The sequence below is a fragment of the Marinobacter sp. R17 genome (genome assembly GCF_003789045.1).
GTDB lineage: Bacteria > Pseudomonadota > Gammaproteobacteria > Pseudomonadales > Oleiphilaceae > Marinobacter_A > Marinobacter_A mangrovi.
This window is the reverse complement of record NZ_RHGZ01000047.1, coordinates 1-15,511: the sequence shown is the minus strand read 5'-3', so window position 1 is coordinate 15,511 and position 15,511 is coordinate 1. Positions and strand designations below refer to the sequence as shown.

Below are 15,511 nucleotides of genomic sequence, written 5' to 3'. Positions count from 1 at the left end.
GGCAAGTGGCCGTCCAGCGGACACTGTGACGGGAAGTTGAGCTCGTTTCTGAGGGCGCGAAGGGCAAGGCGCACGGCACGCAGCGACTGAAGCTGACCGTTTGGGGTCGCTGAGGGAGCGAGTACCGAGCAACGCCGCCATTCGTGTCCTCAGAAGCGAGATCGCGGTTTTCCAGTTTCAAGGATGAGACCATGCCCCTACCTACCGGCCTGCAGTTCACGGCCCGCCTCGGCACCCTGCCGGACGACACCTTTGCGGTGGTCGAGTTCGAACTCGAAGAGCACCTGTCCCGGCCCTTTACCCTGACCCTGAAGCTGGCCAGCGCCTTTGCGGATATTGCCGCCAGCGATGTGCTGGACAAAGGCGTGGAGCTGGTGGTCTGGCAGGACGGTCAGGCCCTGCGCAACGTCCAGGGGATCGTCACCGCCTTCAGCCGGGGCGACAGTGGCCATCGTCGCACCCGTTATGAGGTCGAAGTGCGACCCGCCCTGTGGCGCCTGGGGCTGATGCACAACAGCCGCATCTTCCAGCAGCAGACGCCGGATGTGATTCTCGGCACCCTGCTGGACGAGCGCGGGCTGGTGGACAAGACCTTTGATCTGAAGCGGACTCCGCAAGAACGGGAATACTGCGTCCAGCACCGGGAAACGGATCTGGCTTTTCTCAGTCGTATTGCCGCCGAGGAAGGCTGGCACTACCGCTTCGATCAGGCGACGGCCGGTCAGCCGATCGTGATCGCCGATCACCACCGGGATGCCCCGCAACTGCCGGAAGTGGGCTACAACGCCACCTCAGGCGGTTCCCACAAGACCCCCTGCGTCTTTAAATTCAGCTACACCGAAACGGTCTCCGTCGCCGGGGTGGCGATGAAGGACTACACCTTCAAGAACCCCGCCTACGCCCTGATGCACGAGGCCAATGCGGCGGACCTGGACAGCCAGCGCAGCGACTACGAACACTACGACTATCCCGGCCGCTTCAAGGGCGATGCCTCCGGCCAGCCCTACACCGAAGCGAGACTGGACAGCCTGCGCAAGGACGCCAGCCTCGGAACTGGCGAGAGCAACCGCCCGGACTTCAGCGCCGGGGCCAAGGTCACCCTCTCCGGCCACAGCACCGACACCCTCAACCGGGACTGGCTGATCACCACCGTCAAACACACCGGCAAGCAGCCCCAGGCGCTGGAAGAGGAAGGCGGTTCCGAGCCCACCACCTACAGCAACACCTTCAAGAGTGTGCCCGGGGACACCGCCTGGCGGCCGGAGCCCCCGCAGAGACCCATCATGGACGGCCCGCAGGTCGCCATCGTCACCGGCCCCCAAGGTGAAGAAATCCACTGCGATGAACATGGGCGCGTCAAAGTAAGGTTCCCCTGGGACCGTTACAGCCAGAACGACGAACACAGCAGCGCCTGGCTGCGGGTCAGCCAGGGCTGGGCCGGGGGCAGTTACGGCTTTATGGCGTTACCCCGCATCGGCCACGAGGTCATCGTCTCCTTCCTCGATGGCGATCCCGACCAGCCGATCATCACCGGGCGCACCTACCACGCCACCAACACGCCGCCCTACGCGCTGCCGGAGCATAAAACCCGAACGACCCTGAAAACCCAGACCCATAAGGGCGAGGGCAGCAACGAACTGCGCTTCGAGGACGAGGCGGACAAGGAACAGATCTACGTCCACGCCCAGAAGGACCTGGACCTGCTCACCGAGAACGACCGCACCGAGGTGATTCACCACGACAGCCACCTGACCGTCGACAACGACCGCTACGCCCACATCCAGGCCAACGACCACAGCACCATTGATGGGGAAAAGCGGGAGAAAATCGGAAAGGACATGAGCCTGACGGTAGGCGGTACCCACCACAGCAAACAGGGCAAAGCCCAACTGGTGGAAGCCGGCACCGAGATCCACCATAAAGCGGGCATGAAGATCGTCGTCGAGGCCGGCGCCGAAATCACCCTCAAGGCCGGCGGCAGCTTCGTCAAAGTCGACCCCAGCGGCGTCACCGTCTCCGGGCCGATGATCAAAATGAATTCCGGCGGGGCGCCGGGGAGTGGAACCGCTGCAGCGGCAGCCACACCCACCGCCCCGCAAGTCCTGGACAAAAATGCCAATAGCACCGTGAAGCCTGATGCGCTCGCTGATACGTCAACTCGCGCCACCGCTTCGGCGGACGCGACTCCCGAAGCTACGGCTACCACAGCAGCCCAGGCCACCTCATCCGCTATGGCCTCTTCTACAGCGCTGGCAGCATCCGCCAGCGGCGCATCCAAGGCGGCAAGTGCGGCAAGTGCGGCAAGCAAAGTCACTCAGGAAGACGACAAAGAACAGAACGACGAAGGCTTTGTCCTGTTCTCAATGGTTAGGAAGGACTGATATTCATGCGGTTGCCGATAGTCAAGCAGGACGGCACAGAATTCGAAAACGCCGAGGAACTGAGCAAACTGATTCAGGATGCGGGTGACGATCTGTACCTGCTCACCACTCAGACCTGGCACGGCGGCATTCACATCAGTGAAGACAGCGCGCCCTGGGCGAAGGACACCTATCCGGTCCGTTGCATTGCCGATGGAGAAGTGGTCGCCTACCGCATGATGGAGGACTACCTCACCTCTGAATTCAAAGGTGAAACCCTAAATTATTCCAACAGCTTCTGTTTAGTCCGCCATCATTACGAGCAGGAAGATGACAAAGGCCAAACGCAGGGGTTTACCTACTATTCCCTGTACATGCACCTTTGTCCCTGGAAGCAGTGGCCATCCACAGAGCGTTATCGTCTGAACCAACGCAGAAACGTGCGCAATAGTGTGCCCCAAAACGGCCAGCAAGCCCCCGCAGTGACGCTGCCCGTGGGCGAAACCTTTGAGCCGGTCGCGGGAGAAGCCATTCAACAGGGGCAAATCAACGGCGTTGCCTACGATTTCATGCGTATTCGGATGCTTTCGGAGGGTGTGAGCAACAATCAGGTTCTGGCGACCAAGGGCACGGACACCCTGTGGATTGCCAAAGATGAAACGGTCATGGAACAGATTTCGGTCAGCCGACCGAACTGGATTTACGATCAGGCCGAAGCCACAGTCAAAGAAAAAATGAACGGTCGCGCCGATCCTAAACCGAACAAGGGGCAAACCGGATTCAAACTGGCGGGCGATCCGGCTCACTCCATCAGCGCCGGCACAAAAATCCGCTTCGATGCCCATCGGGTCCAGTTCCAGGAAATCGGTGGCAAAGCCCGCAAGATGGCCCGCTGTGAACTCCCCGAATCAGGCCGAAGCCAGTGGGTTTGCGTCGAAGAACAGTACATCGATATCATTTCCGAAACGCCTACCCAACTGGATAAACTTTACGAACTTCCAAACCCGGTTCCGATCCGTGCGGGCGATACCATTGGCTATCTAGGTCTCTACGAAGGCCCTGCCGGCCTGGAAGGCGGCAGGACCGGCAATGCCATGATCCACCTTGAAGTCTTCAGCCCGGAAGATGACGTCGAGACCGTCGTCAACTCAAAAAAATGGCAGGACGAAGGTTTTAAACTGGTCGATGGTAGCGATTGCGATGGTGTGCTTGATCCGGAAAAAGTGCCCGATTTTTTTCGGTCGCTTTGCTCACCTGATGAGGAGTCCAAGCCAGCGATACTCCACGCCGAGGCGGTTCGAGAAAGGCTTACCGACAGCGAGACGGCAGAAGAGCGTCACAAAATTGTGGCCAAGCACAATAGTGAGTGGTGGACTCCCAAGTCCAAAGCCATGATGGAGAGGTTTAAGGGAATATACCCGTCATTGGGTAGCTTGGCGTTGATCGAGCACGAAGAGGAACGAGTAAGAAAGCTAGGCTGGATGGATCGAATCAATCTAGACGGATTTAAAGGTGCTTTAGTTTGGCATCTTTATCCATTCTCATTACATTCGAAAGACTTTGACGATGAGATGGACAAAAAGTGGTTAATAGTCCCTAGAGGCCAGCTCACTTTTGATGTCGAAGGCAACGACATCGAAAACAGTCCCTATTTCTCAAGGCGGCCACATATTCCGAACAACCAAGGCAAGGTCATCGGAAACTCGGGAATTACATTTGGCCGCGGTCTGGACATTGGACAAAGAGATGGGGGCGAAGTAGAGAGACTCCTATGCGCTGTTGCGAACAACTGCCGTCCCATTGCTAGTCATCTGATCGAATGGCTAAAGGATGGTGCTCGAAAGACTACATCTGCAGCTTATTCATATTACCAGACACTTAATGCGACAATCCCCGCAGACGAGCAAGAACTCACTAGAAAGCAACAGCACTTTCTCTTCCTTGAGGTCTATGCTGAATATATAGAAAAGACGATTCGGCTAATCACGAAGCCGGACGTGCGAGCTGCCTACGACCCAAAGCACGTTGTCGAATGGCATAAATTATCTGATCCTGTAAAGGACGTGCTGGTCGATTTGACTTATCGCGGTGACAACTCCCCAACAACCCGGGCATGGTTTATACCCGCTCTCGTAGCCGATTTAAGTAACGGCATTAGCGGCCCGACTTCATCATTCTACAAAGCCATGAAAGACAGAAATTGGCTTTCAAGCGGCGTAGACCAAAATCGTTATGAAAGCAGATTAGAACGACTACTATGAAGAGAATCATATTCTTGTTGGCTTCAGCAACAATCGGGTCCCCGGCAGCGGCTGACAAAGCGATGTCCGATTACAAGTTTTACGCAACAGACTACCGCCTGAAATCGGGAATCGAGCACTTCGCAGCGTATGTCATCAAATCAGACCCTTGCATCACAGTCGACATTTTCAAAGGCAGCAAAAAGCGGTATTGCGAACTGGGTGACTCGGGAATTAATCTCGAACGAGATGCCCCTTCTGTATACGCAACAGACATAACCGTAGACATCAGCGGTGTCCGCTTTATTGCGGCAGCGCCCTGGAATGAGCAGGAATGCTCTATCGATGTGTACAGCGAAGAAATTACCTGCTCAGCAACTGGCAAGAATTAGTAACCGGGGGTAGTAACAAGGAGCGTCTCATGCCAGCGAGCACATCAAGTGTTCATTAAAATTGCTCTGCTCACATTCCTCGTATTCACGTCATTCACAGCGACGGCAGGCAGTTGGGCGCTGGACTGCCATTCAGGGATCGGCAGGATACAGTTCACCGACTCCAGCCACGCAACACTCGCTGTATCCAGCAATCAAATCGTCATCTCCTCAACAGCCGAACGGGAAGATCGCACTTATCGATTTTTTTATTCGGACACTGTAGAGCTTGGGCGAGGCGGCATGATGCTGAACTGGGATTCGTTCTCCAAGCAGAAGTCCTTGGCAACGGGAACATTGCTAGAGGATGGAGGGCTGCTCTTCACCTGGAAAGGCTTTTACAGCCCTGTTACAAATGATTATATCTGGGCGAAAGATGCTGACTATGTGCTTAAAAATGGACAAAAAACAATGAAACTAGATCGTTGCGAGAAATATTGAGGCGATCCCTCCAGGTCGATCGCCCCTCAAATTACTTTAGAAACACGGTTTTATTACAGAACAGCGTTCACGCGGCCTACCCCTCAGGACAAACCGCCCCCGTATCAATCCAGGCCTGAGTCAACTCCCCAAAAATCTCCTGCGTCCCGGGCACGGGTATCCGCCCTTCGCCGGGATGCCAGCCCCAGCCGACCAGGCCGTCGGTGGCGTTGTGCTTTTGCAGTTCTTCCAGAGTCATGTGGCTGCGGTCTTGGTCTTTCAGCTGACGGCAGATTTCGCCCAGGCTCTTGCCTTCCCAGGCCATGGATTTGGGCGCCAGTCGCCAGCCGGGGTGGCCGGGAATGGAGCCCTCTTCGGTGCTGAAGGCGACGTTGTCGTCGCCGTGGCAGGTGGAGCAGCGCATACCTGGGGCGCCCATGCCGCCGGCGCCGCGGACGATGGGCGGTTCGTGTTTGTGTAGGTCCATACCCTGCAGCGGGCTGTCACCGCGGGGGTGACAGGACACGCAACGGGGGTGGGTGAGCACTTTGCCCATTTCGCTGAACATCGCGACGGAGCGCTTGGACTCGTCGCGGATGTTGGCGAAGTCTTCCGGGGATTGGAGGGTCTGGGCCTTGGCGGCCTCGCTGTCCGCTGCGATGGCGGTGCCGATCTTCAGGCAGAGACCCAGCGACACCAGCGCGGCGCAGCCAATGGCAATCACGATACGTTTCACGATGTGTCTCCTTACGCGGTGATCGGAACCAGCGGCAGCCGGTGGACGGATTGGCCGGTCAGGCGGCGCCAGGCATTGGCGATGGCCGGACCGGATGGCGGCGTCCCCGGTTCACCCACGCCGGTAGGCGGTTCGGTGGACCGGATCACCTCGACTTCGATGTCGGGCATTTCGTTGATGCGTATCGAGCGGTAGCGGTCGAAGTTGGACTGCTCCACATAGCCGCCGTCGCTCAGGGAAATGGCATCATAGAGCACGGCGCCGATGCCGTACCCCATGCCCCCTTCCATCTGGGCCCGGATCACGTCCGGATTGACGGGCACGCCGCAGTCCACAGCACACCACATCCTGTGAACCCGCGGCTCACCGGCCGCGTTTTTGGACACTTCGGCGATCTGCGCCACGTAGCTGCCGAAGCTCTTGTGCACCGCTACGCCTCGCTGGCGCCCTTCGGGCACGTCGCCGGCCTTCTTCACCATCTCGGCGACTTTTTTCAGGACGCCGCTGTGCCGGGGATGTTTATCGCCCAACAGAGCAAGCCGACCTTCCACCGGATCCGTACCGGCCCGCTCGAACAGCTCGTCCAGGAAGGTTTCATTGGCGTAGGCGTTGTGGGTGTGTTCAACCGAGCGCCACCACAGGGTGGGCACGCCGTTGTCCATCAAATGCTGGCCGACACGCAGGTTGGGGATGGCGTAGGGCAGCTCCTTGGAGCCTTCGACCGCGCTGGCGTCGATGCCGTCCTTGATCATGAAATCCTCAAAGGGCGTTCCCTTCATGAAGGACTGCACAGCGATCTGCTGGTCCCAGGCAACGATGTTGCCATCCTTGTCCAGGCCTCCGCGCAGGCGATGTATCGCCAGCGGCCGATAGCGACCGCCCTGGATATCGTTTTCCCGGGTCCACATCAGTTTGACCGGCCGGTCCGTATCCATCGCTTTGGAGACCTGTGCGGCTTCGACGGCAAAGTCCGCGCCCGGTTGAGCCCGGCGACCAAAGCTGCCACCGGCATACTGGGTGTACAGCATGACCTTTTCTTTATCGACACCAAACACCTGGGCCAGGCCACCCCGGTCGAGGGTCTGGATCTGGGTCCCCATCCAGGCGGTGATCTGCCCCTCCTTGAACTGGATGACCGCATCGAGGGTTTCCATTGGGGCATGGGCGAGGAAAGGGAAGAAATATTCGGCTTCAATGACCGTATCCGCAGAGCCCAGGGCCTTTTCGACGTCGCCGTCGCTGCGGGCATCCAGGCCCGGTTTTTTGGCGGCCTGGCTGTACTCCCGTTCCATCTGCAGGGTGGAACGGGTCTCGGCGCCGCTGCTGTCCCACTGGACTTTCAGCGCTTTGCGCCCCTTGAGTGCCGCATGGGTGTTTTCCGCGTAGACGGCCACACCGGCGGGCACGGTTTTCACATCGATCACGCCTTTTACGGCACGGGCCGCACTGTCGTCGACGGAGGCCACCTTGGCACCAAACTGAGGCGGATGAAGGATGGTCGCCGTGATCAGGTCGTCCGGGTACAGATCCAGGGTAAAGATCTGCTTGCCGTTACTTTTTTCCGGCGTATCCAGCTTGCCAACCTGGGTGCCGATCAGGCGGAACTGGTCCGGGGATTTCAGCGTGGGATCGCCGGGCACTTCCAACTTGGCGGCGTCGGCCACCAGATCGCCGAATGAGGCCTTGTGACTCCCGGAACCATCGCTCAGCGTGCCGCGCTCAATCGTGATCTCGCCGGGATCGACACCCCACCGGTTGGCTGCCGCCTGCACCAGCACGGCTCGGGCCGCCGCACCGGCCTTGCGCATGGGCTCGAAGGAGCTGGCCATGGCGGTGGAGCCGCCGGTGCCCTGCAAGCCAAACAGTTTGTTGGTGTACTTGGCGGTGTCGGCGGGCGCCAGTTCGGCGCGCATCTGCAGCCAGTCGGCATCCAGTTCTTCCGCGACCAGGGTCGACAGCCCCGTCACCGGGCCCTGGCCGAATTCGATGTGTTTGACGATGACGGTAACTGTGCTGTCCGGGTCGATCCGCACAAAGGCGTTAGGGGCAAACGCCCCGGCTGCGGGTTCCACGCCGTCTTCGGCCCACGCCCGGTTGGGCAGGTGAACGCCGATGACCAGGCTGGCCGCCGAAGCCGCGGCACCCTTAAGAAAGCCACGACGGGTCAGGCCGCCGGTTGCTGTTGTTTCAGGTTGACGCGTCATGGATCAGCCCTCCATTGAATCCGATGCCCGGTGAATGGCCTTGCGGATTCGCACGTACGTGGCGCAGCGGCAGATGTTACCGGCCATGGCCTGATCGATGTTCTCGTCCGTCGGCTTGGGAATCTCCCGCAGCAAGGCGGTGGCCGACATCACCTGCCCGGATTGGCAAAAGCCGCACTGGGGCACATCCAGGGCGACCCAGGCGTCCTGGATCGCGCGGGCTTCCTCACCGGACACCCCTTCAATGGTGGTGACCGTACCGCCGTCGACCTGGGAAATGGGGGTGATGCAGGAACGGCGGGTCAGGCCGTTCAGGTGCACCGTGCAGGCGCCGCATTGGGCAATGCCGCAGCCAAACTTGGTGCCTGTCAGCTTGAAATGGTCCCGCAGGACCCAGAGCAACGGGGTGTCCGGCTCCACGTCGGCCGACACTTCCTTGCCATTCAGCTCGAAACTGATCGCCATGGTCTCTCTCCTCAATCCCGGTCGATCCAGACGTTACGATCCGTCGCACAGATCAGTTTGCCGTCGCCAGGGGAATCGTTATTGTCGTGCTACCGATGATCGGCGGGTTCTCGGAAATTGCTGCCGATCAGAACGCAGGGGATGGCTATAAAGCTAGCTTGCGTACCAGCGGGGTACAACTCCAATCCTTGGCAATTCCTGCTGCAGAAACGGGCAAGTTCCGGGGTTGCAGGCATTCCCGGCGCACGCCATTATGCAGGCGTTTATTCACTGTCTCCGCCAGGGCCATGTCTATCGCACCTGAAACCGCTCATCGCGTTGCCCTCCTGATGGGAGCCGCCACCGAAGCCATCCTCTGGGGTCCGGCCCGCGAGTGGGTGCAGGCGCGCCATGCCGGGAGCGAGCTGAAGTGCCGTGCCGGTAGCGGTCAGGCGACCTACCACAAGTTCGATCCGCACAGCCGTCGGCATACCATCACCTACGGCCGCCAGATGGTGGCCGCGAAGTTCGAGGGGATCACCAGCCAGGGCTGGCTGTCGACGCGAGAAATCCAGGGCCGGGACTACTTTGAAGGTGAGGTGTCCACCTGCAACCTGCTGGCGCACACCTGTTGCCACGAGTTCGCTCACCTGCTGCAGAACGTCAGTGGTGAACGTCATCATGGCTCAGTGCACAACGCGGCGTTTTACCGGATTCTCGATGAAATGCACGCCAGTGGTGGCGCCGAGGCCGTGCGGGCGTTTTTGATGGAGAAGAGTCAACAGCAGGGCATTGAGCTGCCCCGGTCGATCATGACGCTGGACGACGTGCGCGACCAACTCTCGCGATTTGCCGTCGGCGATACCGTCCAGTTTGGCCAGGCGCCCCGCCAGCGCGAAGGTCGGATTATTCGGGTGAACCGGCGAACCTGCACGGTGCAGGGCACCGGGCGCTGGCGCGGGGCGCGCTACCGGGTTCCGGTTTCCATGATGCGCCACAGCCACTGAAAGCCGGTTACTCCGCTTCCGCCGCGATCTGCGTGGTTTCGATCAGCTTGCGCAGCTCCGGTATACAGGACCCGCAGTTGGTACCGCACTTCAACTGTCGCCCCAGGGCCTCTGGGGAATCCGAGCCATCCCCAATGGCCGCCTCGATCTGCTTCTGCCCGATCTGGAAACAGCTGCAGATCACCGGCCCGATGTCCGGCAGATCCGCATCGCGCCCGGCCAGGATCGCCCGCCGATCGGCAGTCGTCAGGTCATCCCGTTCAAAACAGGTCGCCAGCCACGCCAGATCCGGGAACGGGCTGTCCGCCGGTTCGGCAATCAACACCGCCAGCAGCTGCCCCTGATGGAAACGCGCGGCGCGATAGCGACCCGCACCGGCATCGTGCATTTCCACCTGCGGCTGACCGCCCAGCCAGCGGGACGCCCAGTCGGGCCAGTCGGCGTTGTCCTCGCCGGCCAGCCACCAGCTCTCACAGCCGTCCAGCGGTACCCGAGACCAATACCCCGCCCGCCACACGCCGGTGTGTCCGGGCCGACACAACAAACGGGCCTGCCAGCGCACCGGCGCCGCGCTCAGCTGTGCCACGCCGTGCTTGGACTCCGGCTGGCCGGATACCGGATCCACCACCGCCGCCATCAGGTCCGACGCCAGGGCCTCACCGGCGTACTGCCGGTTCCAGTGGATGGGAATGAACACCTCGCCAGGGCGCTGCTCTGGCACTGCCTGCAGGCGACCGACAAACGCGCCCCGGGCCCCGTCCAAACGACCCAGTTGACCCGCCCTGAGGCCGAGTCGCTCCAGATCCTCCGGGTGCACATCAATGAACGGTTCGGCCCGGTGCTGCCAGAGCCGAGCCGCGCGTCCGGTTCGGGTCATGGTGTGCCACTGATCGCGGATCCGCCCGCTGTTGACCACCATTGGGTAGTCGCGATCCGTCTGTTGCACAGGCTGATCCGGGGTGATGGCAACGAATTGAGCACGACCGCCCGGCGTGGCAAAACGGCCATCGTCGAAGATCCGGGGTCGGCCTTGCGGGTACCGTTGATTGACGGGCCACTGGATCGGCGCCAGCGCATCGTAGCTCTCGGAATCCATGTCCTTGAAGCCGGTCAGGTCGAACGGGCGCCCGTCGTTCTCAAACGCCGACAGGGCAGCATGCTCACGAAACACATCGACCGGCGTAGTGTAGCTGAAGGCATCACCGTAGCCCAGCTCGCGGGCCACTTCACTGATGATCCACCAGTCCGGCCGAGCCTCGCCTGTGGGCGGCAGGAAGGCCCGTTGGCGGGAAATACGCCGTTCGGAATTGGTCACGGTGCCGTCCTTTTCGCCCCAGCCCATCGCCGGCAGCAGGATGTCGGCGTAGGCCGTGGTGTCCGTCTCGGCGACGCAGTCGGAGACGATGACGGTGGGGCAACTTGCCAGCGCTTCCCGCACCCGGGCGTTGTCCGGCAGGCTGACCGCCGGGTTGGTGGCCATGATCCACAGGACCTTGATCTCACCGCGATGCACCGCGTCGAACAGGTCCACGGCCTTGTATCCGGGACCATCGGCCAGGCCGGGCGAGCGCCAGAAACGCTGCACCCGATCGCGATCCGCGTCGTTCTGGTAGTCCATATGGGCCGCCAGCGTGTTGGCCAGGCCACCGACTTCGCGACCGCCCATGGCGTTGGGCTGGCCGGTAATGGAGAAAGGCGAAGCGCCGGGCTTGCCGACCCGGCCGGTGGCCAGATGGCAGTTGATGATGGCGTTGCCCTTGTCGGTGCCGGAACTGGACTGATTCACACCCTGTGAGAACACGGTGACGGTGCGCGGTGTGCCCGCGAACCAGTTGAAGAAACGTGCCACATCGTCCACCGGCAAGTCGCAGGCATCGGCAACCGCGTCGACATCCGGCGCCGATTGACGGGCGGCGACGAGGGCATCATCGAATCCATCGCAAGAGGCCGAGATGTAATCCCGATCGACCATCTGCCTGTCCGCCAGCCAGGTGAGCAGGCCATTAAACAAGGCGGCATCGCTGCCCGGACGCAGGCTCAGATGCAGGTCGGCCAAATCGCTGGTGGCCGTCTGTCGCGGATCGATGACCACCACCCGGCGACCGTCGCGGGCAGCCGCCTGCATCCGCTGGAACAGGATGGGATGGTTCCAGGCGGCGTTGCTGCCCACCAGCACCAGCAGATCGGCCATTTCAAGGTCGTCATAGCAGCCGGGCACCACATCGGCCCCGAACGCCCGCTTGTGGGCGGCCACGGCGGAGGACATACAAAGACGGGAGTTGGTGTCGACGTGGGGCGTGCCGATAAACCCTTTCGCCAGCTTGTTGGCGGCGTAGTAATCCTCGGTCAGCAGCTGCCCGGACAGGTAGAACCCCACCGAACCGGGACCGTGCTGCGCCAGCGCCTCGCGAATGGCCCCCGCCACCGACTGCACGGCGTGCGACCAGTCCGTGCGCCGACCGCGAACCCGGGGGTGTAACAGACGCCCGTTGTCACCCAGGGTTTCGTGGAGACTCGATCCCTTCACGCACAGCCGCCCATAGTTGGCCGGGTGGGTCGTGTCGCCCTGTACCGGCTCGCCGGCCGTCACCGCGACACCGCAGCCCACGCCACAATAGGGACAGGTTGTGCAGGTTGCTTGCGCCTTGTCGTTCACGGGCGTTTCTCACTCCCGGTCAAAAATCCAAAAAAAAGCCCGGGAGACCACACCACAGCGTTTCCACTGTCGCATCGTCTCCCGGGCGTCATTGCCAGGCTCAATCGTCGCCAGACGTCAATATAGAGAGGAAGTGGCGGACCCCAGAGGATCGTTTGCACTTCACCCGAGGGTAAGAAGCAATATAAGGGCCAGCCCAAAAAGCCGGAGAATGCGGCTTTCAGGTCCCCGATCACACCCAAAACAGTGCAAAGCACCTGATTTTGAACCACCGCTGGGCGACTGAGACGCCCCTTCGAACCACCGAATGACTTTCTCAACTATCAATTTATCTCGACAATTCAGGCTTTTAAAAAATACAGGCAAGCAGTGGTCAGGTTTTTGCTTCGGCGATAGTCAGATTAACGAGGACCATGCCATGACTGCATTCGAACCACTCCGCATCCTGCTGATCGACAACGACGCCGACCGCTCGATGGTCGTCCGAAAAGCCCTTGAGGCGGAAGGTCACGAGGTGATCAGCCATCGCCCGAACGCGATTGGATTGACGGCGGCCGTGGCCCGGGATGAACCCGACATGGTCATCATCGACATGGACCTGCCGGACCGGGATACGCTGGAAAACATGAGCACGCTCAATGCCCACGCGCCCCGCCCGATCGTGTTCTTCGCGCAGGAACAGAGCGACCGCAACACCATCCAGGCGGCGGTTCGCGCCGGCGTCAGCGCCTATGTCGTCGACGGCGTCCAGCCACAGCACGTGCGCGGCATCATCGACACCGCCGTCGCCCGTTTCGAAGCGTTCCAATCCCTGCGTGACGAGCTGGAGCAAACGCGCACCCAGCTGGAGGAGCGCAAGCTGATCGACCGGGCCAAAGGTCTGATCATGAAGCGCGAGAACTGCGACGAAGCGGAAGCCTACCGGGTCCTGCAGAAGGCGGCGATGGACCACAGTCAGCGCATCGGGCAGATCGCCCAGCGTGTGATCGAGATGTTCGGCAAGGATTCCGATAAGTTACAGCGCGCGTCCTGATCAAGGAAGGATCCCATGGCATCCGATCCCATCCCGTTGCGCCGGCGAAAAGGCTTCACGTTGAGACTGGGCTTCGTACCGCTGCTCGACAGCGCCCCGCTGATCATCGCCCATGAGCTGGGCCTGTTCTTCCGCGAGGGGCTTGACGTCGAATTGGTGCGGGAAGGCTCCTGGGCGTCCCTGCGGGATAAGGTGTCGTTCGGACTGCTGGACGGCGCCCACATGCTCGCCCCCATGCCGCTGGCCATGTCCCTGGCTACCGACCGACCGCGCACACCGATCACCACCGGCATGGTGCTGAGTCGGAACGGCAATGGCATTACCGTATCCACGTCCCTCTATCCGAAACTGATGGCCGCCGGCGCCGATCCTAATGATCCGCTGGCGTCGGCCCGGGCCCTGGTGGACGTCGCCCGCCGTCGGGGTTCGCCGATCCAGTTGGCTTCGGTGGCGCCCTGGTCCAGCCATGACCTGCAGTTGCGCGACTGGGTCGCCACTGCCGGTCCCGATGCCCGTCACCATATCCAGATTGTGCCGGTGTCCCCGATCCAGATGCTGGACGCCTTCCGCGCCGGCCATATCGAAGGCTGTTGTGTGGGCGAACCCTGGAACAGCCTGCTGGAATGGCAGGACCTGGGTGTCATCCTCCACGCTGGTCACCAGATCTGGCAGAACTCCCCCGAAAAAGTCCTGGGCATGCGCCAGGACTGGGCCGAACAGCATCCGGAGATTCACCGCAGGCTGATTCGCGTGCTGTTGAGCGCCTGCCAGTGGCTGGACGATCCCGACCATCACGCGGCCCTGCGGGACATCCTGTCCGATGAGCGTTACCTGGGGAACCAGGTCCAGGCATTGGACGGTCATCCGTTTTCACTGTTCCATCCGCGCCTGCACCAGCACTTCTTCCGGGACAGCGCCAATTTCCCGTGGCTGTCCCAGGCCCACTGGCTGGCCACGCGCCTGGCCCGCTGGGGACAGCTGGGCGAAGCCTCGGCGGCCGACATTCGCGGCATCGTCAAACCGGCCATCTTCCGGGAAGCCGCCAGTTCCGCCGGCATCGATGCCCCCACCATGGACGCCAAGACAGAGGGCCACCACCGCCTGAGTCATATGGTTGAAGGTCGCGAGGGACCGGTGAACATCGCTGGCGACGGCCTGATCGGCGAGCAGGTGCATCATTGGCCGGGCTGACGGCCCGAGATCGATGCACCGTCTCAGTATCTACGCTCATACACAGGTCTCTTCGCAGGGCTTAGATGCCTTTGTGTCACCGATGTTGCCGGTTTGCACAAGCCGACTCCCTCTCCCCTCGCGGGAGAGGGCCGGGGAGAGGGGGAGGCGCCATGGGCGCCCGTTTGTTCCATCGGAAGCCCTGCGAGGCTGTCGCCTCGTCCCCCTCTCTCCAAACCTCTCTCCCTCGAGGGGAGAGAGGCTTCTTGGGCCTCTAACTCAGGGATCTATCTCTAGGGCGGCGGAAGCGATGGCCTCTATGGGTTCCCGACGCTCAGTATCGTAGGTTGGGCTGACGCAGGAAGCCCAACAAGACAGGGTTGCAGCCAATCTCATCCAGTGGCCAGCAAGCCGGTTTTTGAGAATCCATGCTCCAGTCATGCCCACGATAACGGGAGCGTCCGGTGCCCGCTTATTGTTGGGCTTCCTGCGTCAGCCCAACCTACGCTCATACACACGTCTCTTCTCAGGGCTTGGATGCCTTTGTGTCACCCATGTTGCCGGTTTGCACAAGCCGACTCCCTCTCCCCTCGAGGGAGAGGGCCGGGGAGAGGGGGAGGCGCCATGGGCGCCCGTTTGTTCCATCGGAAGCCCAGCGAGGCTGTCGCCTCGTCCCCCTCTCTCTGTTCAACCGGAGCATGGGTAACACTTTGAACCGGCAACATGGGTTACACCTCTTCCCCCGCGTGCCACCGGCATGCGGGCTCCAGTCGCGCGGTTTTAAGGTTGATGTGGCCCAGCAGATGGGTG

The 15,511-nt window shown here is 61.1% G+C and carries 11 protein-coding genes; 7 read left to right on the top strand and 4 right to left on the bottom strand.

The features are described from left to right. The first annotated feature begins 191 nt into the window (after window positions 1-191). The 4 genes from EB809_RS20625 to EB809_RS20610 all read left to right on the top strand — a co-directional run bounded on the left by EB809_RS20625 (window position 192) and on the right by EB809_RS20610 (window position 5,472). The gene (locus tag EB809_RS20625) at window positions 192-2,381 is read left to right on the top strand and encodes a type VI secretion system Vgr family protein (protein ID WP_123636741.1); all 2,190 of its coding nucleotides are present in this window, start codon (window positions 192-194) and stop codon (window positions 2,379-2,381) included. A gap of 5 nt (window positions 2,382-2,386) precedes the next feature. Beyond that, window positions 2,387-4,621 (top strand): hypothetical protein, encoded by a 2,235-nt coding sequence (locus tag EB809_RS21130; RefSeq protein WP_223808068.1) that lies wholly within the window; start codon window positions 2,387-2,389, stop codon window positions 4,619-4,621. 62 nt (window positions 4,622-4,683) lie between these two features. After that, complete coding sequence (locus EB809_RS20615) at window positions 4,684-4,992, top strand: hypothetical protein (RefSeq protein ID WP_123636740.1); 309 nt, start codon at window positions 4,684-4,686, stop codon at window positions 4,990-4,992. Between the two features lie 48 nt (window positions 4,993-5,040). Continuing rightward, window positions 5,041-5,472 carry a hypothetical protein gene (locus EB809_RS20610; RefSeq protein ID WP_123636739.1) on the top strand — a complete coding sequence of 144 codons (432 nt, stop codon included), beginning with the start codon at window positions 5,041-5,043 and terminating at the stop codon, window positions 5,470-5,472. 76 nt (window positions 5,473-5,548) lie between these two features. Here EB809_RS20610 and EB809_RS20605 read toward each other — a convergent pair whose 3' ends face one another. From EB809_RS20605 to EB809_RS20595, 3 genes are read right to left on the bottom strand one after another with little or no spacing between them, the layout of a single operon-like run. Continuing rightward, window positions 5,549-6,187 (bottom strand): Isoquinoline 1-oxidoreductase subunit, encoded by a 639-nt coding sequence (locus EB809_RS20605; RefSeq protein ID WP_223808067.1) that lies wholly within the window; start codon window positions 6,185-6,187, stop codon window positions 5,549-5,551. Between the two features lie 11 nt (window positions 6,188-6,198). After that, complete coding sequence (locus EB809_RS20600; RefSeq protein WP_123636738.1) at window positions 6,199-8,391, bottom strand: xanthine dehydrogenase family protein molybdopterin-binding subunit; 2,193 nt, start codon at window positions 8,389-8,391, stop codon at window positions 6,199-6,201. A 3-nt stretch (window positions 8,392-8,394) separates the two neighbouring features. Next, window positions 8,395-8,856 carry a (2Fe-2S)-binding protein gene (locus EB809_RS20595; RefSeq protein ID WP_123636737.1) on the bottom strand — a complete coding sequence of 154 codons (462 nt, stop codon included), beginning with the start codon at window positions 8,854-8,856 and terminating at the stop codon, window positions 8,395-8,397. Between the two features lie 287 nt (window positions 8,857-9,143). On the opposite strand from EB809_RS20595, the gene EB809_RS20590 reads away from it, so the two are divergent. Continuing rightward, on the top strand, window positions 9,144-9,842 hold the full coding sequence (locus EB809_RS20590; RefSeq protein WP_223808066.1) for a hypothetical protein: 699 nt from the start codon (window positions 9,144-9,146) through the stop codon (window positions 9,840-9,842). Window positions 9,843-9,849: 7 nt separating this feature from the next. On the opposite strand, the gene EB809_RS20585 is transcribed toward EB809_RS20590, so the two are convergent. Further along, the gene (locus tag EB809_RS20585; RefSeq protein ID WP_123636736.1) at window positions 9,850-12,498 is read right to left on the bottom strand and encodes a nitrate reductase; all 2,649 of its coding nucleotides are present in this window, start codon (window positions 12,496-12,498) and stop codon (window positions 9,850-9,852) included. 418 nt (window positions 12,499-12,916) lie between these two features. Between EB809_RS20585 and EB809_RS20580 the strand changes: the two genes are divergently transcribed. Beyond that, window positions 12,917-13,531 (top strand): ANTAR domain-containing response regulator, encoded by a 615-nt coding sequence (locus EB809_RS20580; RefSeq protein ID WP_123636735.1) that lies wholly within the window; start codon window positions 12,917-12,919, stop codon window positions 13,529-13,531. 15 nt (window positions 13,532-13,546) lie between these two features. Then, entirely contained in the window at window positions 13,547-14,722 is a 1,176-nt protein-coding gene (locus EB809_RS20575) for a CmpA/NrtA family ABC transporter substrate-binding protein (RefSeq protein ID WP_123636734.1), read from the top strand. Window positions 14,723-15,511: the final 789 nt, after the last annotated feature.